Annotated in this window: 17 protein-coding genes and 2 tRNA genes; 15 read left to right on the top strand and 4 right to left on the bottom strand. The window is 71.0% G+C overall.

The features are described 5' to 3' along the window. Positions 1–64: 64 nt before the first annotated feature. A complete protein-coding gene (locus tag ACTMS2_RS09725) occupies positions 65–469 on the bottom strand; it encodes a hypothetical protein (RefSeq protein ID WP_101412308.1) in 405 nt (134 codons plus the stop codon). Between the two features lie 272 nt (positions 470–741). On the opposite strand from ACTMS2_RS09725, the gene ACTMS2_RS09720 reads away from it, so the two are divergent. From ACTMS2_RS09720 to ACTMS2_RS09660, 13 genes are all read left to right on the top strand, one after another. After that, positions 742–814 (top strand) — tRNA-Asn (locus ACTMS2_RS09720). 182 nt (positions 815–996) lie between these two features. Next, complete coding sequence (locus ACTMS2_RS09715; RefSeq protein WP_441175102.1) at positions 997–3117, top strand: MMPL family transporter; 2121 nt, start codon at positions 997–999, stop codon at positions 3115–3117. Further along, positions 3107–4345 carry an NAD(P)/FAD-dependent oxidoreductase gene (locus ACTMS2_RS09710; RefSeq protein ID WP_441175101.1) on the top strand — a complete coding sequence of 413 codons (1239 nt, stop codon included), beginning with the start codon at positions 3107–3109 and terminating at the stop codon, positions 4343–4345. Before ACTMS2_RS09715 ends, ACTMS2_RS09710 begins: the two co-directional genes overlap by 11 nt. A gap of 43 nt (positions 4346–4388) precedes the next feature. After that, a complete protein-coding gene (locus ACTMS2_RS09705) occupies positions 4389–5342 on the top strand; it encodes a hypothetical protein (RefSeq protein ID WP_441175100.1) in 954 nt (317 codons plus the stop codon). After that, positions 5339–7030: a M16 family metallopeptidase gene (locus ACTMS2_RS09700; protein ID WP_441175099.1), complete on the top strand. Its 1692-nt coding sequence runs from the start codon at positions 5339–5341 to the stop codon at positions 7028–7030. Before ACTMS2_RS09705 ends, ACTMS2_RS09700 begins: the two co-directional genes overlap by 4 nt. Positions 7031–7093: 63 nt before the next feature. Further along, a tRNA-Ile gene (locus ACTMS2_RS09695) sits at positions 7094–7167 on the top strand. A 393-nt stretch (positions 7168–7560) separates the two neighbouring features. Beyond that, positions 7561–8835 carry a helix-turn-helix domain-containing protein gene (locus ACTMS2_RS09690; protein WP_441175098.1) on the top strand — a complete coding sequence of 425 codons (1275 nt, stop codon included), beginning with the start codon at positions 7561–7563 and terminating at the stop codon, positions 8833–8835. A gap of 212 nt (positions 8836–9047) precedes the next feature. Further along, positions 9048–9764: a toll/interleukin-1 receptor domain-containing protein gene (locus ACTMS2_RS09685; RefSeq protein ID WP_441175097.1), complete on the top strand. Its 717-nt coding sequence runs from the start codon at positions 9048–9050 to the stop codon at positions 9762–9764. After that, complete coding sequence (locus ACTMS2_RS09680) at positions 9761–11929, top strand: hypothetical protein (protein ID WP_441175096.1); 2169 nt, start codon at positions 9761–9763, stop codon at positions 11927–11929. Before ACTMS2_RS09685 ends, ACTMS2_RS09680 begins: the two co-directional genes overlap by 4 nt. Before the next feature lie 83 nt (positions 11930–12012). Continuing rightward, positions 12013–13053, top strand: coding sequence for a hypothetical protein (locus ACTMS2_RS09675; protein ID WP_441175095.1), 1041 nt, complete (start codon positions 12013–12015; stop codon positions 13051–13053). A gap of 358 nt (positions 13054–13411) precedes the next feature. Beyond that, a complete protein-coding gene (locus tag ACTMS2_RS09670; protein WP_441175094.1) occupies positions 13412–14170 on the top strand; it encodes a protein phosphatase 2C domain-containing protein in 759 nt (252 codons plus the stop codon). Further along, entirely contained in the window at positions 14167–15315 is a 1149-nt protein-coding gene (locus ACTMS2_RS09665) for a hypothetical protein (protein ID WP_441175093.1), read from the top strand. Before ACTMS2_RS09670 ends, ACTMS2_RS09665 begins: the two co-directional genes overlap by 4 nt. A gap of 32 nt (positions 15316–15347) precedes the next feature. After that, positions 15348–16010: a vWA domain-containing protein gene (locus tag ACTMS2_RS09660; protein WP_441175092.1), complete on the top strand. Its 663-nt coding sequence runs from the start codon at positions 15348–15350 to the stop codon at positions 16008–16010. Positions 16011–16312: 302 nt separating this feature from the next. On the opposite strand, the gene ACTMS2_RS09655 is transcribed toward ACTMS2_RS09660, so the two are convergent. From ACTMS2_RS09655 to ACTMS2_RS09645, 3 genes are read right to left on the bottom strand one after another with little or no spacing between them, the layout of a single operon-like run. After that, positions 16313–17299: a hypothetical protein gene (locus tag ACTMS2_RS09655; RefSeq protein ID WP_441175091.1), complete on the bottom strand. Its 987-nt coding sequence runs from the start codon at positions 17297–17299 to the stop codon at positions 16313–16315. Beyond that, positions 17296–18681 carry a hypothetical protein gene (locus ACTMS2_RS09650; protein ID WP_441175090.1) on the bottom strand — a complete coding sequence of 462 codons (1386 nt, stop codon included), beginning with the start codon at positions 18679–18681 and terminating at the stop codon, positions 17296–17298. The genes ACTMS2_RS09655 and ACTMS2_RS09650 overlap by 4 nt, the downstream gene beginning before the upstream one ends. After that, the gene (locus tag ACTMS2_RS09645) at positions 18663–18968 is read right to left on the bottom strand and encodes a DUF6403 family protein (RefSeq protein WP_088998970.1); all 306 of its coding nucleotides are present in this window, start codon (positions 18966–18968) and stop codon (positions 18663–18665) included. The genes ACTMS2_RS09650 and ACTMS2_RS09645 overlap by 19 nt, the downstream gene beginning before the upstream one ends. 151 nt (positions 18969–19119) lie before the next feature. Here ACTMS2_RS09645 and ACTMS2_RS09640 point away from each other — a divergent pair, with 151 nt between their 5' ends. Beyond that, positions 19120–19914 (top strand): class I SAM-dependent methyltransferase, encoded by a 795-nt coding sequence (locus ACTMS2_RS09640; protein ID WP_441175089.1) that lies wholly within the window; start codon positions 19120–19122, stop codon positions 19912–19914. Between the two features lie 193 nt (positions 19915–20107). After that, complete coding sequence (locus tag ACTMS2_RS09635) at positions 20108–20884, top strand: hypothetical protein (protein ID WP_441175088.1); 777 nt, start codon at positions 20108–20110, stop codon at positions 20882–20884. The last annotated feature ends 106 nt before the right edge of the window (positions 20885–20990 follow it).

Below are 20990 nucleotides of genomic sequence, written 5' to 3'. Positions count from 1 at the left end.
CGGCAGCGGGCAACACCCGAGCGGGCCGGTCGCCCGAAGGCGTCCGGCCCGCTCGAAGGTGCGATCAGAGGGTGCTGCCGTTGGTGCCCGAGCTGGACGGCTTGCTACGGGGCGTGGTGGTGGCCGAGGTCGACCCGGGGGTCGCGCTCGTGCTCGACGACCCGGAGGCGCTCTTCGCGCCGACCGTGGCCGGCGTGCCGGCGAACGCGTCGTCGGCGGCGGTCAGCTCCTGCTTCTGGCCGTTGCTGCTCAGCTTCTCGCCCAGCTTCGACTGGCCGAGCTTGTCCTTGCCCTCACTGTAGAGGCGGGTCGCCTGGGCCTGCGCGACACCGGCCGCCTCCTGGACGGTCGGGTGGTCGAGCACCTTGCGGCCCCGGATCACCAGCTCCTCGTACTTCTCCCGACCGGCACGGGCGCCCAGGACGAATCCCGCAGCCAGCCCGCCAAGGAACATCATCTTTCCGCGCATGGCGGCTCCTTCCGTACCTGACGCGCCGTCGTCCGGCGGGCTACCCCACCGGAGGCGACCAAATCGCGCCTGCCTTCTCTGTCCGCAGCTAACTACCCATCCTGCTCTCCGCTCATACCTCCTTGTGCCGGGATGACGATTTGTCTCGGTTTATTATCGTCTGGCCCGGGGGATGGTTCCGGGGGTAACCCCCTGGACCAACACCCCCCGGAATCCTGTACTCTTGTCCCCGTCGCACGGCGCAGCGAGATCGGTGCCGGAAGACGCAACGGTCCCCCGTAGCTCAATTGGCAGAGCAGCCGGCTGTTAACCGGCAGGTTTTTGGTTCGAGTCCAAACGGGGGAGCTTCCACACCTGACGCCCGTCGGCCACGCCGGCGGGCGTTCGCCGTTCCCGCCCCCGTGACCCGTTCCCGCCCCCGTGGCCCCGTTTCCGTCACCCCGGGCCCGCTCGCCCGGCAGGATGGTCGATGTCGACTTAGACTCCCGCTGCGTCGATTGATGCGTCGATTCATGGGGTGGGTAGGGATGCCCGGAAGAGGTGGCCACGGCAGGATCACGCTCGTCGCCGTGGTGGTCGTGCTGGCGTGGCTGGTCGTCGGGGCGGTCGCCGGTCCGTACGCCGGCAGGCTCAGCGAGGTCGCCACCAACGACAACGTCTCCTTCCTGCCCGCCGAGGCCGAGGCCACCCGGGCACAGGAGCTGTCCGCCCGGTTCGTCGAGCGACCGACCACCCCCGCCCTCGTGGTCTACGAACGTGCCGACGGCCTCACCGACGCCGACGCGCAGCGGGTGGCCGCCGACGCCGCCCGGTTCGCCCGGGTGCCCGGCGTCGTCGGCCCGCTGCCGCCGCCGATCCCCAGCGAGGACGGGCAGGCGCTCCAGGTGGTCGTACCCATCGACGACGCCGACGGCGAGCGGATCGGCACGGTCGTCGAGGAACTGCGCGCGATCGCCGGCGACGACCGCGACGGGCTCGGCGTGGACGTGGCCGGCCCCGCCGGCCTGCTCGCCGACCTGATCGAGGTCTTCTCCGCCATCGACGGCACCCTGCTGATCGTCACCCTCTGCGTGGTGCTGGTCATCCTGCTCGTCGTCTACCGCAGCCCCGTTCTGTGGATCTTCCCGCTGCTCTCCGCCGGGATGTCCTTCGCGCTGGCGGCGGTCTTCGTCCACCTGCTCGCCGACGCCGACGTGATCAAGCTCAACGGGCAGGCGCAGGGCATCCTCACCGTGCTCGTCTTCGGTGCCGGCACCGACTACGCGCTGCTGCTGGTCGCCCGCTACCGGGAGGAACTGCACCGGCACGAGCGCCCCTGGGACGCGATGCGGGCGGCCTGGCGAGGCGCCGTGCCGGCCATCGTCGCCTCCGGCGGCACGGTCATCGTGAGCCTGCTCTGCCTGCTGCTGTCCAGCCTGAACTCCAACCGGGCGCTCGGCCCCGTCGCGGCCATCGGCATCGGCGCCACCCTGCTGGTCATGCTGACCTTCCTGCCCGCCCTGCTGGTGCTGGGCAGGCGGTGGGCGTTCTGGCCGCGCCGCCCCCCGTACGACCGGGCCGACCCCCGGACCGAGCACGGCATCTGGAGCCGGATCGCCGGCTTCGTCGCCCGGCGGGCGCGACCCGTCTGGCTGCTCACCACCCTCGCCATGGCCGCGCTCGCGCTCGGCCTGACGCAGCTCGGCGCGACCACGCTCGGCCAGTCCGACCTCTTCACCGGGCGCACCGACTCGGTCGCCGGGCAGGAGGTGATCGCCCGGCACTACCCGGCCGGCACCGGCAGCCCCGCCACCATCTTCACCACCCGCGACACCGCCCGGGAGGTCGCCCGGGTGGCCCGGGGCGTGCCGGGGATCGCCGCCGTACGACCCGTCACCGCCGACCGGACCGGCCCGCCCGACCCGAACGCGCCACCCGCCGTCGTCGACGACACCGTGCAGTTGGAGGCGACGCTCGCCGACCCGCCCGACAGCGACGGCGCCGAGCGGGCCGTCCGCGCGCTGCGGGCGGCGGTGCACGGCGTACCCGGCTCCGACGCCGTCGTCGGCGGCTTCACCGCGATCAACGTGGACACCTCCGCCGCCTCGACGCGGGACCGCAACGTGATCATTCCCGTCGTGCTGGTGGTGATCGCGATCATCCTGGCCCTGCTGCTGCGGGCGCTCCTGGCGCCGCTCCTGCTGATCGCCACCGTCCTGCTGAGCTTCGCCGCCACGCTCGGCCTCTGCGCGCTGGTCTTCCGGTACGTCCTCGACTTTCCCGGCGTGGACGCCTCGTTCCCCCTCTTCGCCTTCGTCTTCCTGGTCGCCCTCGGCATCGACTACAACATCTTCCTGATGAGCCGCGTCCGCGAGGAGTCCGTCCGGCGGGGCACCCGGGCCGGCGTGCTCGCCGGGCTCGCCGTCACCGGCGGCGTGATCACCTCCGCGGGCATCGTGCTCGCCGCGACCTTCTCCGCGCTGGCCGTACTGCCGCTGGTGGTGCTGGTCGAGCTGGGCGTCGCGGTCGCGGTCGGGGTGCTGCTCGACACCATCGTCGTCCGCTCGCTGCTGGTGCCCGCGCTGGCGTACGACATCGGGCCGAAGATCTGGTGGCCGGGCCGGCTGTCCCGGACGAACGGAGAGCGGGAGGCGCGACATGCTCGCTGAGACCGACGTGATCGTGGTCGGCGGCGGCCTGGCCGGGCTCGCCGCGGCCCGGCGGCTGCACCGCGCCGGCGTGCCGTGGCGGCTGCTGGAGGCCGGCGACCGGCTCGGCGGCCGGGTCGCCACCGACGCGGTCGACGGCTACCTGCTCGACCGCGGCTTCCAGGTGCTCAACACGGCCTACCCCCGGCTCGGCGCCCTGCTCGACGTCGACCGGCTGCGCCTGGGCCTCTTCACCTCCGGCGTGCTGGTGCGCAAGGGCGACCGGCTGACCCGCCTCGTGAACCCGCTGCGCGAACCGACCGGCGCCCCCGGCACCGCGCTGGCCGGCGTGGGCTCGCTGCTCGACCGGCTGCGCTTCGCCGCGCTCGCCACGGGCTGCGCCACCCTGCCGAAGGGGCGGCTGCTCGCCGCCCCGGAGACCACCACCGAGACGGCGCTGCGCCGCGCCGGCCTCTCCGACGCGATCGTCGAGGAACTGCTGCGGCCGTTCCTCTCCGGCGTCCTCGTCGACCGGGAGCTGGAGACGTCCAGCCACGTGCTGGCGATGGTGCTGCGCTCCTTCGCCCGGGGCCGCATCGGCCTGCCGGCCGAGGGGATGGCCGCGCTGCCCCGCGCCGTCGCCGACCCGCTCCCGGCGGAACTGATCGACCTGGACACCCCGGTCGCCGAGGTGGCGCCCGGGCGGGTCCGCACCCAGGCCGGCGACATCCGCTGCCGCGCCGTCGTGGTCGCCGTGGACCCGCCGGCGGCGGCCACGCTGCTGCCGGACCTGCCGACCGTACGCATGCACAGCTACACGACCTACTACCACGGCACGCAGGAGCCACCGCTGGACGAGCCGATCCTGCTCGTCGACGGCGACCGGCGGGAGATCGTCGCCAACACGGTGGTCGTCAGCCGGGCCGCGCCCACGTACGCGCCCGCCGGGTGGCACCTGGTCGCCACGTCGGTCGTCGGTCCGTCGGCCCCGCCCGAGGCGACCGTACGGGTGGAACTCACCCGCCTCTACGGCCGCTCCACGGCGGACTGGACCCACCTCGGCACGGTGTCCATCCCCGACGCGCTGCCCGCCGCGCCGCCGCCGCAGGGCCGGCTGCGCAAGCCGGTGGCGCTGGGGGAGGGCCTGTTCGTGGCCGGGGACCACCGCGACAGCCCCTCCATCCAGGGCGCCCTGACCAGCGGCTGGCGCGCCGCCGGGGCCGTCCTGTCGGAGCTGCGTACCGGCTGAACGGTGGGTCACGACCCGTTGAAGATCACTTATGCTCCTCGCCATGCCCGCACCCCTTCCGCCGCCCGACCTCGACGCCGCGGCGGCGTACCCCCAGGTCGGTCAGGTGCGCGCCGCCCTCGCGGCGCGCGACTGGCCGGCCCTGAGCGCGCTCGTCGACGGGCAGGACCCGCACGGCCGGACCCTCCTCGTCGGCGAGGCCGGCGAGGCCGAGGACATCGAGGGATTCCTCCGGGACGTGCTGGCGCAGCGGCCCGACGACGCGCTCGCCGGCGCCCTGCTCGGGTCGCACCTGATCCGCGCCGGCTGGCGGATCCGCTCGTCCCACCGGGCCCAGCACGTCAGCCGGGAGCAGTTCGCCCAGTTCCACGCCCACCTGCGGCGCGCCGAGCAGGTGCTGATCGACGTCACCGCCCGGCACCCGGACGACGCGGCGGCGTGGACGCAGCGGATCACCAACGCGCGGGGACTGGAGCTCGGCCAGGCCGAGGCCCGCCGCCGCTACGACCAGCTCGCCAAGCACCACCCCCACCACCTGCCGGCCCAGGCGTCGCTGCTGCAACAGTTCTGTCCCAAGTGGAGCGGAACCTGGGAGCGGGCGCACGGCTTCGCCCGGGCGTGCGCCGACGCCGCCCCGCCCGGCGCCCCGAACGCGGTGCTGGTGGTCGAGGCCCACCTGGAGGAGGCGCTCGACCACGACAACCTCGGCAAGGCGAGCGCCCACCTGCGCGGCGCGCACGTGCGGCACGAGATCCACCAGGCGGCGCAGCGGTCGGTCTGGCACCCCGGGTTCCGCAACGGCTGGGGCTGGGTCTGGGTGCGCAGCGTCTTCGCGATGGCCTTCTGCCTCCTGGAGGAGTACCCGGCGGCGGCGCAGCAGTTCGCGGCCCTGGGGCCGCTCGGCGACGAGGCGATGTTCGGCTACATCGACGGCGACCCCGCCAAGCAGTTCCAGAAGTTCCGCGACAAGGCGTACGCGAAGGGCGGGCAGTCGTGATCCAGGAACTGGACGTGGACGGGGTGCCCACGCTGCTCGCCCCCACCGGCGGGCCGATGCGCGCCGGGCTGACCTTCCGGGTCGGCACCGCCGACGAGACGCTCGCCCGCAGCGGCATCACCCACCTGCTGGAACACCTCGCCCTGGCCCCCCTCGGGCTGGCCGACTACCACGTCAACGGTGCCACCGCGCCGGTGTTCACCACGTTCCACATGCAGGGCTCCGCACAGGACATCGCCACCTTCCTCACCTCGGTCTGCGCCAACCTGACCGAGCTGCCGACCGGCCGGCTGGAGGTGGAGAAGGAGATCCTGCGTACCGAGCACAGCAGCCGGGGCACGGCCGCCGTCGACGACATCCCGCTGTGGCGCCACGGCGCCCGCGACTTCGGCATCACCAGCTACCCCGAATGGGGGCTGGGCGCGCTCACCGCCGACGACCTGCGACAGTGGGCGGCCCGCTGGTTCACCCGGGAGAACGCGGTGCTCTGGATCGCCGGGAAGTCCGTGCCCGCCGGGCTGCGGCTGGCACTGCCGTCGGGCGTACGGCAGCCGGTGCCGGCGGCGTCGTCCGCGTTGCCGCACACCCCCGCGTACTTCGTCGGCGGCTCGCGGGCCGTGGTGCTGGACGCCGTCGTGCGGCGCCGGACCGCCGCGAGCGTCTTCGCCGGGGTGCTGGAGCGCGAGCTCTACCGGGCGCTGCGCCAGGACGGCGGCCTCTCCTACCAGACCACGGCGGGCTACGAGCCGCGCGGCGACGGCCACGCGACGCTGCGGGCGCTGGCCGACTCGCTGCCGGAGAAGCAGGACGCCGTGCTCGGCGGCTTCGTCGACACGCTCGCCAAGCTGCGCGTCGGCCGGATCGAGCAGGCCGACCTCGACGCCGTCGTGGCGAAGCGGGAGGACTTCCTCGGCACCGCCGAGGTGGACGCGGCACGGCTGCCGTCGTACGCCTTCAACGTGCTCACCGGCGAGCGCAACCTCACGGTCGACGAGCACCGCGCCGAGCTGAAGGCCGTCGACGTCGACGACGTGCACGAGGTGGCCCGCGAGGCGCTGGCCGGCGCACTCCTGATGGTGCCCGAGGGGCACCGGGCCGACTGGGCCGGCTTCGCCGCGGCGCCCACCCGCTCGGCCGACACGGTCCCCGGCACCCCCTACCAGGAGAAGGAGGGCGACGGCGAACTGCACGTCGGCGTCGACGGGGTGAGCTGGCTCGGCCACGGCGGCCCGCTCACCGTCCGGTACGCCGAGTGCGCCCTCATGCTCGCCTGGCCCGACGGTGCCCGGCAGCTCATCGGCGACGACGCCATCTCGATGCGGATCGAACCGACCATGTTCGACCTGCACCCCGGCGCGATCCGGGTGATCGACTCCCAGGTGCCGGCCGAACGGCAGGTGGCGATGCCGGCCCGCGACCCGGACCGCATCCCGCAGCCACGGGCCGCCGCCAGCGCCGAGCGGCGGGAGCCGGCGAAGCGCTCCTGGTGGGAGATCCCGCTGATGGTCGTCAGTGGCCTCGCCGCGCTGGCGATCGGCGGCGCGAACGCCCTGCTGACCCTCGGCATGTTCATCACCGAGACCGCCGAGAGCGACGAGGGCTGGCTGTGGGGCGTCATCACCGTGGGATGGCTGCTCACTGTTATCCTCGCGTTGCCCATCGTGCTGCTGCGCCGGCGACGCCGATGAGCGACGGCGTCGTTTCGTACTGGCCGGTGATCCACCGGGCGGGATAGGATCCGGCGCGGTAACGGGGCGGTAGCTCAGCCGGTTAGAGCAGGGGACTCATAATCCCTCGGTCGCGGGTTCGAGTCCCGCCCGCCCCACTCACTCTGCTGACCTGCGGTTTGCAGCCGCACCGCGATCTCACGCGCCCTATGGGTGAGAGACCGAGCCCTACCTGCGGGGCTGCTGCTTGCGTTGAACGCGGCGTTCCGCACCGTGGCGAGCAGGGTCTTGGCCAAGCCATCACCACAACCGATCGCGGCGCGATTGCCCTGTCGAGACGAAGCCGCTCCGGGAGCCGTCCCGGTCGCCGCTGCAGAAGGTATCCAGCTCCTCGCACTCGGCGGCCTGCACGGCGCAACGGAGATGAGGAGTTGGCCGAGTGGGACACCGGGTTCCGGGCATGGCTGCGGGGCATAGTTCAAGCACATGCGTGAGCTGTCCGGCGCGTACAGTCGAGTGGGTTGAGACGGACAGTGGCGTCTGGATGGGCGATGACCAACTCTGCTGCTGACGACCGGACGTTCGGCGCACTCCTGCGACGGCGGCGCGTTGACGCCGGCTTGTCCCTGGCCGACCTGGCTGCCCGTACCGGCTACAGCAAGAGCTACCTGAGCAAGGTGGAGTTAGGTACGAAGTCCCCACACTCGGTCCTGGCCCGGCGTTGCGACGCAGCCGTCGACGCGGGTGGAGAGCTGAGCCGGCTTGCTGACCAGCAGACGGTCCCTGACGACGATGGTGCCGGAACGTCGGGCGACCGTGACTGGCTTATCCGGCTCAACGCCGACGGCTCCCATCAGGTGCACGCACTTGGCACCGCGCTCGCGCCGCTCGACACGGAGGGATTAATCAGCACCTCCCTGCAGCGCTGGGGCGGCTCGGGCCGCCCTGCGGAGCAGCTCTCCGCCTACACTGCGGTCTTTGCCACCCTCCGTGAGCTCGCCCGGGCCGCCGATCCGCCGGACGTACTTCCAATGTTGATCAGCGGTGCCGGAACCCTGCGCGCCCTGAGTCGGCACTCGCCGTGCCGGGACAGCCAGCAAAGCCTGCGACTCGCGGCTCGCTTCGCCGAACTGGCGGGCTGGATGATGCAGGAGTCGGGTGACGACGAGGCTGCCCGGTGGTGGACCGAGTCGGCCACCACGATGGCGCAAGAAGCCGGTGACCGTGATCTTTCGGCATACACGGCTGTGCGGCTGGCCGAGCTGGCACTCTACCGAGGGGACGCGGCGTCAACCGTCGGGCTCGCCGATCGTGCGGCGCGCGAGGCGCCCAGCCGCCGCGTCCGCGGTCTCGCGATCCAGCGCAAGGCCCAGGGATACGCGTTGGCGGGCGACTACGGGGCATGCCGCTCTGCCCTCGACCTCGCCGCAGACACGTTACGGGACGACGACGGCGTCTCCGATCTGGGGAGCACCACCACGGTGGACCCGATGGCGCTCGCCACCGGCTGGTGTCTCTATGACCTGGGTCGGCCAGGCGAGGCTGCACCCGTCCTCCATTTGGAACTCGGCCGGCTCCCGGTAGCCGCCCACCGTTCCCGAGCCCGGCACGGCGCACGGCTGGCTCTGTCCTACTCAGCCGTCAAGGAGGTCGAGCAGGCCTGTGTGGTCGCCGAGCAGACGCTCACCGAGCTTGGCTTTGGGGGATCGGCCACGGTACGCAGTGATCTCGTGTTGCTCAACCGGGCCTTGGTCCGCTGGTCCGGGTTTGCCCCGGTGGCACGGGTGCGGGCCGCAATCGTGGAGGCTCAGGCGCGGAGAGGCTGACGGTTCCAAGCAGATCCGGCGTCCTTACGCAAGTGGCGGAAAGGTTTGCGCTGAGTCACTGATCCATGATGGTGTGTACGAACGGGCATGCCCGGCTCCCTCGTGTGGAAGCACGTCGGACCTCATCTCCATCCACACCGCAAATTGTGTCCCGTTGACCACCCGACTGGGCGAGGGAAACTCATTGCGATCCCACGCTTACCGCGTTCATGATGGATCAGTTCGTCGCGCTCAAGATTGAATTTCCCGCCGATCGTCATCGGGCAATGGGGCATGCGACTCATCGCACCTGCGCTCGTTTCTGTGGAAGGCTGCCGATGGCAGACGTATTCATCAATTACCGTACGGATGATGCCGGCTATGCCGCCGGGCTGGTCTACGAGCGGCTTCAGGCCGAGTTCGGTGCGGAGAACGTATTTCGCGACTGCCGGTCCATGCACGGCGGTGCCGACTTCCCTGACGAATTGTGGTCCGCCCTGCGCGGTAGCGCCGTCCTGCTCGTAATCATCGGCCCAGACTGGCTGACCCTGAAGGACGCGTCCGGCCGTCGGCGTATCGACAATCCAGACGACTTCGTACGTCGGGAGATCGAGGAAGCCTTCAGTCGATCGATCCGGGTGATGCCGGTGCTGCTTGACGGGGTGAAGCCGCTGGTGGGAAGTGATCTTCCGACCGATCTGGCCGCTCTGGCGGTCCGGCAGGTCGTCACGCTTCGCAGGCGCCACGACGGTGCCGACCTAGACCACCTGGTCAAGGAGCTGCAGCTGCTTGTCTCCAGGCGGCAGCCGGGCAAGCCGAAAGGCAACGACACGCCATCGAGGGGCGGCGTGCGGATCAAGGGGAATGCCAAGGTCATCGGTCCCGTGATCGGCGGCGATGTCAACGGCAACGTCGAAGGGCCGCAGGCCGGGTTTGGTGACGCCCGATGACCACACCCGAAGCGGGCGATCGGCCGGAACAGCCGAACGCCGCCCCTGCTGAGGAGGCCGACGCTCCGGCCAGGAAGATCAACGATGCCGGTGGTGAGCTGCGAGCCAACGCGGCGACCCCACGTCGGGCAGCCGAGACCAACGAGAACCTGAGAGCGGCGCGGGCGGTTTTCCGTCAAGACGGTGTCTCCGTCAGCGATGACGCTCGCATCGAGGGCACGGTAATTGGCGGCAACCAGAACATCTACCAGCAGTATGTCTCCGACGGCACCCGTTCGGTGGTCACCCTCGAGGTCAGCCGGCGTCTCGTCGAATTCGCCCGGGACGGGTATGCGGTGGGCGATGCCTATTCGAAGCTCGTCTCAGCCGCCCGATCGCGCAGGCTCGTCATCATCCAGGCGCCCCGTGGCCGGGGTAAATTCGCAGCCGCGATGCGACTGTGCGCGGAGGCGGGGATCCTTCAGTTCGTCGCCTACAGGCCGACGGTGCTGATCGAGGAGATCGCCCGGACCGTAAAGGCCGATACCGCGCACCTGATCGAGGGGATGACGCCGGCGGTGGCGCAAGCTCTCACCGCTGCCTCGCTCACCGACGTCGAGAGTAGGCTGGCCGCTCGCTCCCGGGTGGTTATCACGGTCAGCGACGAGATCACCTTCCTGGACCCGGGGGTGCACCAGTTCGTGGTGACGCTTGGCCCGCCGCCCGCGCATCGGGAGGTGCTCCGGGCCCGGCTGACCTACCTGGTCGGCGCCTCCCGCTGCGCGCAGGCACTCGACCGTCCCGACGTGATGAAACTCTTCGTCGAGGAGATCACCGGGGAGAGTTCGTGTGACCAGGTCGCTGCTTTTGCCTGGCACCTGTACGAATGTTGGGGCGAGGGCGGGCCGGACGTCGAAGCTGTGCGCGCCCGCACTCGGCACTCGAAGGAGCACGAGGTCGAGGGGTGGTTCCTCAGCTTACCGACTACTTCGCTCAAGGCTTTGGCGATCTCGCTGGCCCTGCTCGACGGTCTTCCCTACCAGACCGTGGCGGCCACCGCCGAGTCGTTGGCGAAGCTGCTGGAGCTGCCCTCAGCGACCACCACGACGAGACCCGACAAGTTCGCGGAGAGCCGGACCGCCCGGATTAACGCGATCCGTGCCGAGTTGACCTGGGAGGACGTGCCGAGTCGACTGGGTGCGGTACCGGCTCAGGTGATCCGATTCCTGAACAGTGCCTATCCGCCCATCGTGCTGCGGCTGGTGTCCGACGAGTACGACGACGTCCGCGACAACTTGCTGGAGTGGCTGCGCAACCTCGCCGGACATCCGGATGACGCGGTCCGGATTCGGGCTGCGGCGGGTGTAGGCGTGCTGGCCGACCGCTCCTTCGAGCGCATCCTACGCACGGTCATCCAGCCGTGGGCACGCAGCCGGTCGGAGCGCCGCCGAGAACTTGCGGCGTACGCGCTGCAGGATCCGGGTAACCGGCCGCATTTGCAGCGCCAGGTGCTTGCGTTGGTCGATGAGTGGGCAGCGCCGAGCGCGTCGTGGCAACTGCAGGCTGCGGCGGCCCGGGTCTACGGCGCCGCGCTGGGAGGCGACTTCCCCGACCGAGCGCTCGACCAGCTCAACCGCCTGGCAGTCACCGGAAGTGCCGAGGTGGGACTGGCGATCTCCTACAGCCTCGCCGAGCTCGTCGACGCCGATCACGGCAAGGCCGGTCGGGTTCTCGACCTTGTGGTCCGTTGGATGGGCAACGGCGTCGGCCCACGCACCCCCACCGGTGAGCTGGCATTCCTCACCCTAGCCACCGACCTGGTCCACCCAAGGGAAGGGCCGCTGTTGCTGGCCCTCTCCGCTACCGATCACCGGATCCAAAACGCGCTGGCGTCGGCGTGGTTCCATACCCTCAACGGTCGGCTCTTCGCGCAGGACGCCCGGGCGATCGCCGGCATCTGGGCCGGCATCGCGGAGGGCGAGGTATCGGTCCGGCTGACCATGGTCAGGCTCTTCGCAATTGCGGCGGCCGGCAGTACCCGCACCGCCAAGATCGTGGGCGTCACCGCCCGGTCGTGGCTGACGCGATCCGGCGCGACGTACGCACCACGCACCGCCACCGCGGTCCTCAGCGCCCTCGGGCAGCTGCCAGGTGGCGACCGCCCCGAACTTTCGTTCAACCTGTGAGGACTACCATGCCGCACTCCATAGTCCTGAGGGAGACCCCGGTCGCACGCTTTCACCTGTGGAAGCCGGTCCGGTCCTTTAGCGTGACTGTTGTCTACACCACCGTCGACGGCACTGTGGAGTGCCCTGGTCGACCGTTGTCGCGCTGGGAACTGCTCTCGGGCCGCTACCGGTCGATGTACGAAATTGATTCGGCTCACCAGACCGTCACCATCAACGAACACCTGCCGTCCCGCGACGACTCCTTCTTCTTTCTGGTGAACGCTGTGGTTGGCTGGCGGGTCATCGACGCTGCCAAGATTATTTCTGAGCGGGCCGACGGGAGGGTGGAGCCGTCGGTCGTGCGTCACGTCATGGCCCGGATGAGGGAAATCAGCCGACGCTACGACATCGACAACTTTGCCCCGGTGGAGGCCGGGTGCAATCAACTCACCGCAGGGCGACCGCTGGAGTTGCCGCACCTGGGCGTGGTGATCGAGAGCATCAGTGCGCACGTGACCCACGACGATGCGACCCGGCGGTTCCTCCAGCAGCACAAGGAGATCGACCGAAAGCTATCGCTTGGGAAGCGCGGCCATGCGCTCAACATTCAGGAACTGCACAATGAGCAGGAGCTGGAGCGCGAGCGACACACTGCGGTCGCCGCGATGGTGCAGGGCGAATTCGGACTGATCACCACGTTCCTGCGGCACCACCCAGACCAGTCGCTGACCGTGCTGCAGATGATGCGCGACCGGCAGTCCGAGTTGGAGCAGAGACAGCAGGCCCGGTTCGCCAACGACGCCTCGTTCGTCGACAAGATGATCGAGGCCGGCTTCTTCCAGGACATTGACGTCGAGCCCTTGCGGAACGCGGCCGTGAAGAACCTGCTGGCCTCGATGACCGGAAGCGACCCGTCCCACGGCGCCGGGTCGGGCGGCGCGGTGCCGCCCGCGACGACCTGGTACTCGTACGCCCTACCTGAGCAGGAGGCGCCAGGACCGGCTACTCAGCTGTCCCAAGCGCCGGAATCGACGACCGTCCGAGAGGAGCATGCGGTGCCCGGGGAGAGCGCCGACTCCACTGGTGTGATCGGATGGCAAGAGTTCAGGCCGTCGCGCGGCGCCGGTGAAGTGGACCACTGAGTTGAAAATCGGTGATGGTGTCGGCCAGGGGCGTCAGGCAGGCAGCGTACGCGGAGCCGCTGGACGCGTGATCTCCTGGTTCCGCCAGGCGTACGAGCCTCAGGCGGCGACGCTGCCCCTTCAGTCCGACGTCCCGTCCGGGACGGGAATCCCGGTTGACGCCCCGATTAGCGCCGATCCCCCGTGCGGGATACCACCGGCTCATCGGCCGCACCCGGTACCGCCGGTTGTGCCCACGTCGCAGAGCCCGTCCAACGCTTACCCGCCACGGTTCGGCAAGGGATCGCCGGCGGCTGCTCGGCAGTGGCGCCTGCCAGCCGGCTCTGCCGCGCCATCCGGCCTGGCGGCGGACCAGGCATTGGTCGGCGACCTGCGTGTGCGGGGCGCCTCCGTGGTGGGTGCCGGCCACCGGTGCGAGCATCCGGCACTACCCCGGCAGGATGCCTACCGTGTTGCCCAGGACCGCGACGGCCGGCACCTAATCATCGCGGTGGCCGATGGGATGGCCGACAGTTCCCGTGCCGAGCTCGGCGCTCAAGCCGCCACCGGCCAGGCCGTCGCGCTGATCCGCAGACATCTTGACTCCGGGCGGCGCCCGGACGAAATCCTCGCCACCGGTCTTTACGAACGCATCGCCAGCGCCATGATCCAGTCGGCCGAGGAACGCGGGCTGACCGCCGACGACGTGCGCACGACGTTGACCGTCGCGGTCGTCGATGCCCGTCCTCATCCAGGCCGAAGCCGCTCGCTCTGGACGTGTCGGCTCGGCGACACGGAGGTCTGGTATCGCACCAGCGACGAATGGGTGACCATGATTGGAGCGCCGAAGTCCGCTTTCGACGGTAATGCCCTGCACGAATTCTTGCCGCACTACCCGGACGCCGTGGTGCAGAGGACCTTCGCCATCCGACCAGGCGCGGTATTCGCAGTGATGACCGACGGGGTGAGTGACGCGTTGGCCGAGGTCGAAGGGTTCGCGCAATGGCTGCACGCCCGGTGGGCCGAGCCGCCGCCGCTGGCATCCTTCGCGCTCGACGTCGACTTCGACGCGCCGGGACAGCAGGATGACCGGACCAGCGTGGTGGTCTGGACCGGGCGGGGCGCTGATCGGTCGTGACCGTCACCCGTTTCCCCGCGATCGTCGAGATCGGTCGGCTTGGCCGGCTTCCGGACACGCCGCTGGCCACCGGAGGCCAGTGCGAAGGTGTCTGGGTGGTGCCGGCGGCACCGTCCCTGCTGTTCAAGAGGTATACGTCCGAGGTGCGCCGGCAGTTGGACAGCGTGGCGCTCGACCGACTGGTCGCCGAACCGGCCGCGATGGGCCGGGATCAGCGCCACCTGGTCGAGTCGTCCACCGCCTGGCCAAGCAGCCGGGTGACCGACGGCGGTACCACCGTGGGCGTACTACTGCCGCGTGCGCCGGACGCCTTTTCCGTCGCTTGGCGTTCCCCGACGGACGTCGAAAGCCCGGCGCGCCGGACCACGCTGGAGATCGACCTGCTGGCCAAACCAAACAAATTCCTCACCCAGCGCACCATCCCGGCTCAGTCGGCCGCCGCGCGGGCGACGATGTGTACGGCTCTTGCGCAGATCGCCGCGCTCTTCGAGGAACGCGGGCTGGTCTACGCCGACTGGTCCTATGCGAACGCCATCTGGCAGCCGGTCACCCACGGGGTGTTCCTGCTGGACGTCGACGGATGCTCGTTCGGGCCGCGGGACTACGTCATCACTCCGAACTTTGACGATCCGAGGACGCCACCCGGCACCAAGGTGGACAACTACACAGACCGATATCGGGCGGCGCTGCTGATCGCGCGGTGCCTCACCACGGTGCGCGACGTCGAGCCGCTGATCGCCGCGCTGTCGGCGATGTCCGGGGAGGCGCCTGCCACGCTGCTTCGCATCCTGGTCGCGGGCCGCCGCGAAGCCCGTCCTTCGCTCACCGAACTCGCTGCGGCCTTCACCGGAATCACATCGTCACCGTCATTGGCGAAGCCGGGGGACCCGACCGGCGTCGTGGATTGGGTCGAGTGGAAGCCACCGGCGAAGCGTGCGAAGCCCGTCCCTCAACAGGCTCAGCCCGCACGCGCAAACACGTCCACCTCGCAGCCGGCGACTCCGAAGCCCGTCACTCCGAACGGTTCGGCACCCAGACAGCCAGACGACACGGCCGGCACTGCGGCGTCCGGGTGTGGGGTGCTTCTTTTTCTGATCGCCGCTGTGGCGCTCGGCATCTTCGCCCTCATGCTATGGCTCATCTGACCTCAAGCGATGTGAAGGATAAGGCCCAAATCGTGAGTGATACCGCCTCAAAGAAGAAATGCCTTCCGGTCTATCTCGTGGTGGACACGTCCGGCTCAATGGAGAAGCACACCGACCTGCTCAACAAGACTGTGCAGCGCTTAGCCACCAACGTGGCCGACAGCCCTCGGGTCGCCGAGTTCGCGCACATCTCGATCATCACGTTCAACACCGGGCCGCACGTCGTCCTCGAGATGACGAGCCTCGATGACATGACCCGCCTGCCGCGGCTCGCCTGCACCGGTGTGACCAATTACGGTGCGATGTTCGCGCTGGTCCGCCAGCGCATCGAAAAGGACGTCGACAAGCTGATCGCGGCCGGGCGGAGTGTGTTGCGGCCTGCGGCGTTCATTCTCACGGACGGCGCGCCCAGCGACAAGGACTGGGCCACCCAGTTCGCCGCGCTCACCGATCTCGGCTGGAAGCGCCGGCCGCACACCATCTCGTTCGGCTTCGGCGATGCGGTGGAAGCGGTGCTCGCCCGCATCGGCACCAAGGGCGCCTTCAACGCCGCAGTCGAAGACACAGCCGCGATCACTAACATGCTCAACACCCTGCTGCACACGCTGGTCCAGTCGACGCAGGCGGAGGCGCTACGGATTCCGACGACGGTACCCGGCTATCGCAGCATCCCCATCGAGTACATGGAGGAGTGAGCCCCCGCGATCATCACCACCTTGGAGGAGAGGACCGCTCTCGCGTCGGTGGCGGGCGCTCGGGTTCCGTGGCCTTGCGCGACGATCGCGCCCACCAGCAGCAGCGCGAGCGACAGCGGTGCCAGCAGGAAGCGAGAGATCGCCAGACCGGCCACACCGGCTAGTACTCCAACAGCGCTGCCAGGTCAGGACGAGGCCCGGGATCAGGACGATGGTCACCAGCGTGCCGGCAGCCGGGGCAGGAGCGAACGTGACCGCCCAGCCCAACCCGCTCGGCCCGCCCGCGGTTCGGTGCAGCGTCGTCATTCGCCGGAGGGCGGTCTGCTGCGGGCGGCCTTCGGGCGGCCCGCGTTCCCAGTCGGCGATTCCGTCAGCGTCGACGCCCGCCGGCTCAACGCGTCGACCCGCTCGACGAGTCCGCGTACGGCGTCCTCGTCGTCCGCGTCCACGGCCGCGACGCGGTCGAGCAGCGCCGCGTAGTCCGACGTCAGCGCCAGGTATTTCCTGCCGAACGCCTCCTCGGCGCCGCTGACGTAGGCCTGGCGTTGCGCCCGGGCGTACCGCTGGTCGAGGTCGATGATCTGCTGGGCCAGCACGGCCGCGGCGGCGCCGAGCGCGCCGCGGGCGTCGGCGTTCTCGTCGCGGCGGCGGCGACGGGCGTCCGCGAGTCGGCCCGCGCGGCGGCCACCGACGTAGAGCACCGTCGCCCCGGCGACGACGGCCACGATCGCGGCGCCGGCGAGCAGGAAGCGGGGCAGCGACGGGCTGATCGTCCGCGCGCCGTCGGGGACGGTGCCGGCCTTCACCAGCAGGTCGTAGTTGACGGTGACGACCTTCAGCGCCTCCAGGGGGCGGTCGACGAAGGTGTCGACACCCCGGCTGATGGTCATCTCCGCCACGAAGGCCCGGCCGAAGTTCCCGTCGTCGCGCCCCGGCAGCAGCGCGCAGCCGTAGGTGTCGTACTCGTCGGAGTCGCGGCTCATCACCAGCACGACGGTCCCGTCGGCGGCGCGCTCGACCTGGCGGCAGCCCTGCCTGAGGTCGGCGCCCGGCTCCAGCATCAGCACGACCAGCCGGCGGTTGCCGATGATCCGTTCGGCCGCCGCGCGGTCCAGCTCGACGCCCGGTGCGACGTACACGGACGAGGCGCGCACGTGCCGGGCGACCGGACCGTCCAGCACCCCGCCGGTCCACAACGCCCAGCCGGCCAGCACCAGGCAGGCCAGGACTGCGATGCCGAAGGGCGTGCCGAACAGGTCACCGAGCCGACGTCGTACGGACGGGTTCATGACAGCCTGCCCCGGAGGTAGAGGTCCGGGCGGTAGCTGGTGATCCCCAGCGTCCGGGCGGCGTCGTCCAACTCCTCGGACGCCTCGTTGAGCAACGTACGCGCGTGGCGGTCCGGCAGCTCCTCGTCCAGCGCGGCGCGGGCCGCCTGGAGCTTGACGACGCCCCGGGTCAGCGCCGGGTTGCTATGCGCGTCGGTGAGCAGGGACATCTCGACGGCGAGCGCGGTGAGACCCGCCAACCGCGCGGGGGTGCCGCCCCGCCCCGGGTCGCCCCGCCGGACGCCGGCCCCGTCCGGCCGGCGCAGCGACCGGACCGAGAGGATCAGGAACGCCGCCACGCAGCCCGCGAAGATCCACGGCAGGGCCGGCAGCGCCACCCGCAGCGGATCGATCGGCCGGTACGGCAGCGGACGGTCGAACAGCCCCGAGTAGCGCAGGTCGGTGACCCGGTTCAGCCAGGCCGTCAGCACGTTGCCCTGCGGGTAGTCGTAGCGGCTCAGCCGGCCGGCGAACTGGCCGTAGAAACTCGCCCCGGCCAGCTCCGCGAAGTCGTCCGCCGCCGGCCCGTGGTATTCGATCCAGAGCCCGTACATCACGACGACCGGCGTGCCCGGGAACAGCTCGGCCAGCGCCGGCCCGTACCGGGGCACCGGCTCGCCGAACGGCTGCGCGGGCAGCGCCACGTACCGGGCGCCGTCCGGAAAGGCGTTGCGCGCGGCTTTGTCGGGGACACCGGTCAGCGTGGCCCCGGCCCCGAGGTGCAGGCCGGTGGCCCGCAGGTCGGCGGCGACGGCGGCCAGCTCCCGCTCGGTCGGGTCACGCCACCGCAGCTCGTCGTGCTCGGGCGGGTCGGGCGCGTCCCGCAGCGCGGCGATCAGCCCCACCAGCAGGTTCGTCACGTCGGCGGTGGCGAACTGCGCCCGCCAGTCGGGCAGCGTGTCGGCCACGGCCTGGTAGATGCCGCCGCTGACCTCGGTGCCGATCACCCGGATGGTCGCGTTCTCCACGTCCCGCACCCGGTCACGCTCGTCCTTGTCGAGCCCGGGCGGCGCGACCAGGATCCGGACGGGGCGGTCGCCGGCGGCCTCGCGGACCCGCTGCTCGTTCCAGCGTGCCGTCGAGCCGGGCAGCCGCACCACCGGCTCGGCGGCCACCAGCGCGGTCATCTCGTCCACGGAGGGCACGCTCGCGTCGCTCAGCTCACCCGCCGAGCCCTCGTCGATCTTCGCCGTGGCGGCCGGCGACCGGCCGTAGCTGACGTCGACGCTCTGCCGCTGGGCGAGCAGGAAGACCACCAGGACGACCACGGCGACGCCGAGCAGCGACCACCGCAGCAGCTCGTACTGGTAGTGCCTGCGGGGTGTCACTGGTGCGTGCGCCACAGCCGGTCGGCCTCCCTCGCGTGTTGCGCCGCCGCGCGGGCGGCGGAAGCCCCGCCGCGCCCGGCGGCCATCGACTCGGCGCGGGTCAGCAGCCGCTCGGCCTGCGGCACCCGGGTCGCCGCCGCGTCCCGGCTGACGGCCGCGCTGTCGATGGCCGCGCGCGCGGTGGACCAGGCCGTCCGGCGCTCCCGCTCCCGTGCCCGCCACCTCGGCAGCAGGGCCGTCGCGAAGCCCGCGCCCACCAGCAGGAGGCCGCCGACCAACCAGACGAGGAGGGTGTGGGACATGCGCTCCAACCATCGGACGAGGGGTACGGGGTGCGCGCGAGCTGTCGGGGCCGGCAGGGGTACGACCGAGTCTGGCTGATCGAGTCGAACCGGCGCGAACCGGCCCCGGCGGTCGAGGCGCGGCAGACGACCTGCGTCGTATGGTTTGCGCATGACGCACCCCGTCTGGGCGGATGGCCGGGTCTACGAGGCGTACGTGGGCCGGTGGAGCCGTCCCGTCGCGGGGGAGTTCCTGCGGTGGCTGGCCGTGCCACCGGGCCGCCGCTGGCTGGACGTGGGCTGCGGCACGGGCGCGCTCACCTCGACCGTGCTGGCGGTGGCCGACCCGGCGTACGTCTCGGGCGTCGACAGCTCGGCGGGCTTCGTCGCGTACGCCCGCGCGGCCGTCCGCGACGAACGGGCGGCCTTCCAGGTCGGCGACGCCCGGGCGTTGCCGCTGCCCGACCGCTGCGTCGACGTCGTGGTGAGCGGACTCGCGGTCAACTTCGTGCCCGAGCCGGCGCGCGCCGTCGCCGAGTTCGCCCGGGTCGTCCGGCCCGGCGGGGTGGCCGCCGCCTACGTGTGGGACTACGCCGGCGGCATGGAGTTGATGCGCCACTTCTGGGACGCCGCCGCCCTGCTCGACCCGGCCGTGGCCGAGCGGGACGAGGGACGCCGGTTCGCCGTGTGCGACCCGGATTCCCTGCGCGGGCTGTGGACCGACGCGGGCCTGACGGCGGTGGCGCTCCGGCCCGTCGACGTGCCCACGGTGTTCGCGGACGTCGACGACTACTGGACGCCGTTCCTGGGCGGGCAGGGCCCCGCCCCCACGTACGTCGCCTCCCTGACGGCGCCGGACCGCGCCCGCCTGCGCGACCTGCTGTCGGCCCGCCTGCCCGTGGCGCCGGACGGCTCGGTCCGGCTCACCGCCCGGGCCTGGGCGGTCCGGGGCACGGCGCCGGCCTGAACACCCGCAGGTGCGCGTAGCCCTCGCGGGCCGGAGCGCGCAACCGGATGATGCCGTCCGGCTGTCCGCTTCGAGACCCAGCGGTACTCGCCGCCGACGGCGTCGGTCAACCTGATCCGTGACGCCGGGTGTCGTGCCCGTCGTGGAGATCGGAGGACCGATGAAGGCCCGTTTCCGATGGCGGTCGACCCGCATGACGCTGTTCGCGGCCCTGGTCGCCGCGCTGGTCGCCGCACTGCTGCCCGCCTCGCCGGCGCTCGCGCTGCCCTCCGGTAGCGGCTGGTCGGCCTCGTGGAGCTACTACCATCCCACCGCCTACCAGTACGCCGGGACGCTGCCCGGTGTCCGGCTGACCGGTTATGCCACCGACAACTCAGGCACCAGCACCACGGTCGGTACGATCGAGGACACCGCCGACGACGGCCGCTGCGCCAGGGTGATGCTCTACGCCAACGGCGTCGGCTACGTCGCCGACCGGACCACCTGCGGCAGCGGCAGCTACCTGACCTACTCCACCGGCAGCTACAGCCAGGGGCTGCTGGTGATCGTCTATCGGATGGTGGCGGGCACCACCACCCACGACAAGGGCTTCGCGATGTTCGTTCCCGGTTCGTCCGCCGATCCGGAGATGCGCACCGTGGGCACCGGCGCCAGTTGGTCGTACTACACGTCGACGGCGTTCCAGTACACCGTCACCCGTCCCGGCGTGCGGCTGATCGGCTACGGCGTCCACCAGTACACGGACCAGCGCTCCTCGCTGAACACGGTGGAGAAGACCGCCGCCACGGTCGGCTGCGCCACGGCCAAGGTCACCGGCGGTGTGTCCACCAGCGGCGGCACCTGCGTCAACGGCGGCAGCACGTCCTTCTCCCGCTCCGACCTGACCAACAACCTGGAGGCGTCCGCCTGCTACCAGCCGGTCCCCGGCACCCGGCGCTGCCTCGCGGTGAGCATCCCCGAGCCCTGGTGACCCGACCGGCACCCGGTGGACGCACCCGGCCACCGACCCGGCAGTCCAGCCGTCCCCGGAGCGACCCGGGGACGGCTGCTGCTGTGACCCTGACGCGACGACGACG

This window comes from Micromonospora sp. SD12 (genome assembly GCF_052068495.1).
Classification (GTDB): Bacteria; Actinomycetota; Actinomycetes; order Mycobacteriales; family Micromonosporaceae; genus Micromonospora; species Micromonospora echinofusca.
Note: the sequence above shows the minus strand (reverse complement) of the source record. Positions and strands in the feature narration are given on the sequence as shown.

Excerpts from the sequence above, each read along its gene's own strand:
- ACTMS2_RS09635 (WP_441175088.1), top strand. The coding sequence starts at position 20,108 with ATGACGCTGTTCGCGGCCCTGGTCGCCGCGCTGGTCGCCGCACTGCTG.
- ACTMS2_RS09680 (WP_441175096.1), top strand. The coding sequence starts at position 9,761 with ATGACCACACCCGAAGCGGGCGATCGGCCGGAACAGCCGAACGCCGCC.
- ACTMS2_RS09685 (WP_441175097.1), top strand. The coding sequence starts at position 9,048 with ATGGATCAGTTCGTCGCGCTCAAGATTGAATTTCCCGCCGATCGTCAT.
- ACTMS2_RS09705 (WP_441175100.1), top strand. The coding sequence starts at position 4,389 with ATGCCCGCACCCCTTCCGCCGCCCGACCTCGACGCCGCGGCGGCGTAC.
- ACTMS2_RS09710 (WP_441175101.1), top strand. The coding sequence starts at position 3,107 with ATGCTCGCTGAGACCGACGTGATCGTGGTCGGCGGCGGCCTGGCCGGG.
- ACTMS2_RS09725 (WP_101412308.1), bottom strand. The coding sequence starts at position 469 with ATGCGCGGAAAGATGATGTTCCTTGGCGGGCTGGCTGCGGGATTCGTC.
- ACTMS2_RS09690 (WP_441175098.1), top strand. The coding sequence starts at position 7,561 with ATGACCAACTCTGCTGCTGACGACCGGACGTTCGGCGCACTCCTGCGA.
- ACTMS2_RS09645 (WP_088998970.1), bottom strand. The coding sequence starts at position 18,968 with ATGTCCCACACCCTCCTCGTCTGGTTGGTCGGCGGCCTCCTGCTGGTG.
- ACTMS2_RS09655 (WP_441175091.1), bottom strand. The coding sequence starts at position 17,299 with ATGAACCCGTCCGTACGACGTCGGCTCGGTGACCTGTTCGGCACGCCC.
- ACTMS2_RS09640 (WP_441175089.1), top strand. The coding sequence starts at position 19,120 with ATGACGCACCCCGTCTGGGCGGATGGCCGGGTCTACGAGGCGTACGTG.
- ACTMS2_RS09715 (WP_441175102.1), top strand. The coding sequence starts at position 997 with ATGCCCGGAAGAGGTGGCCACGGCAGGATCACGCTCGTCGCCGTGGTG.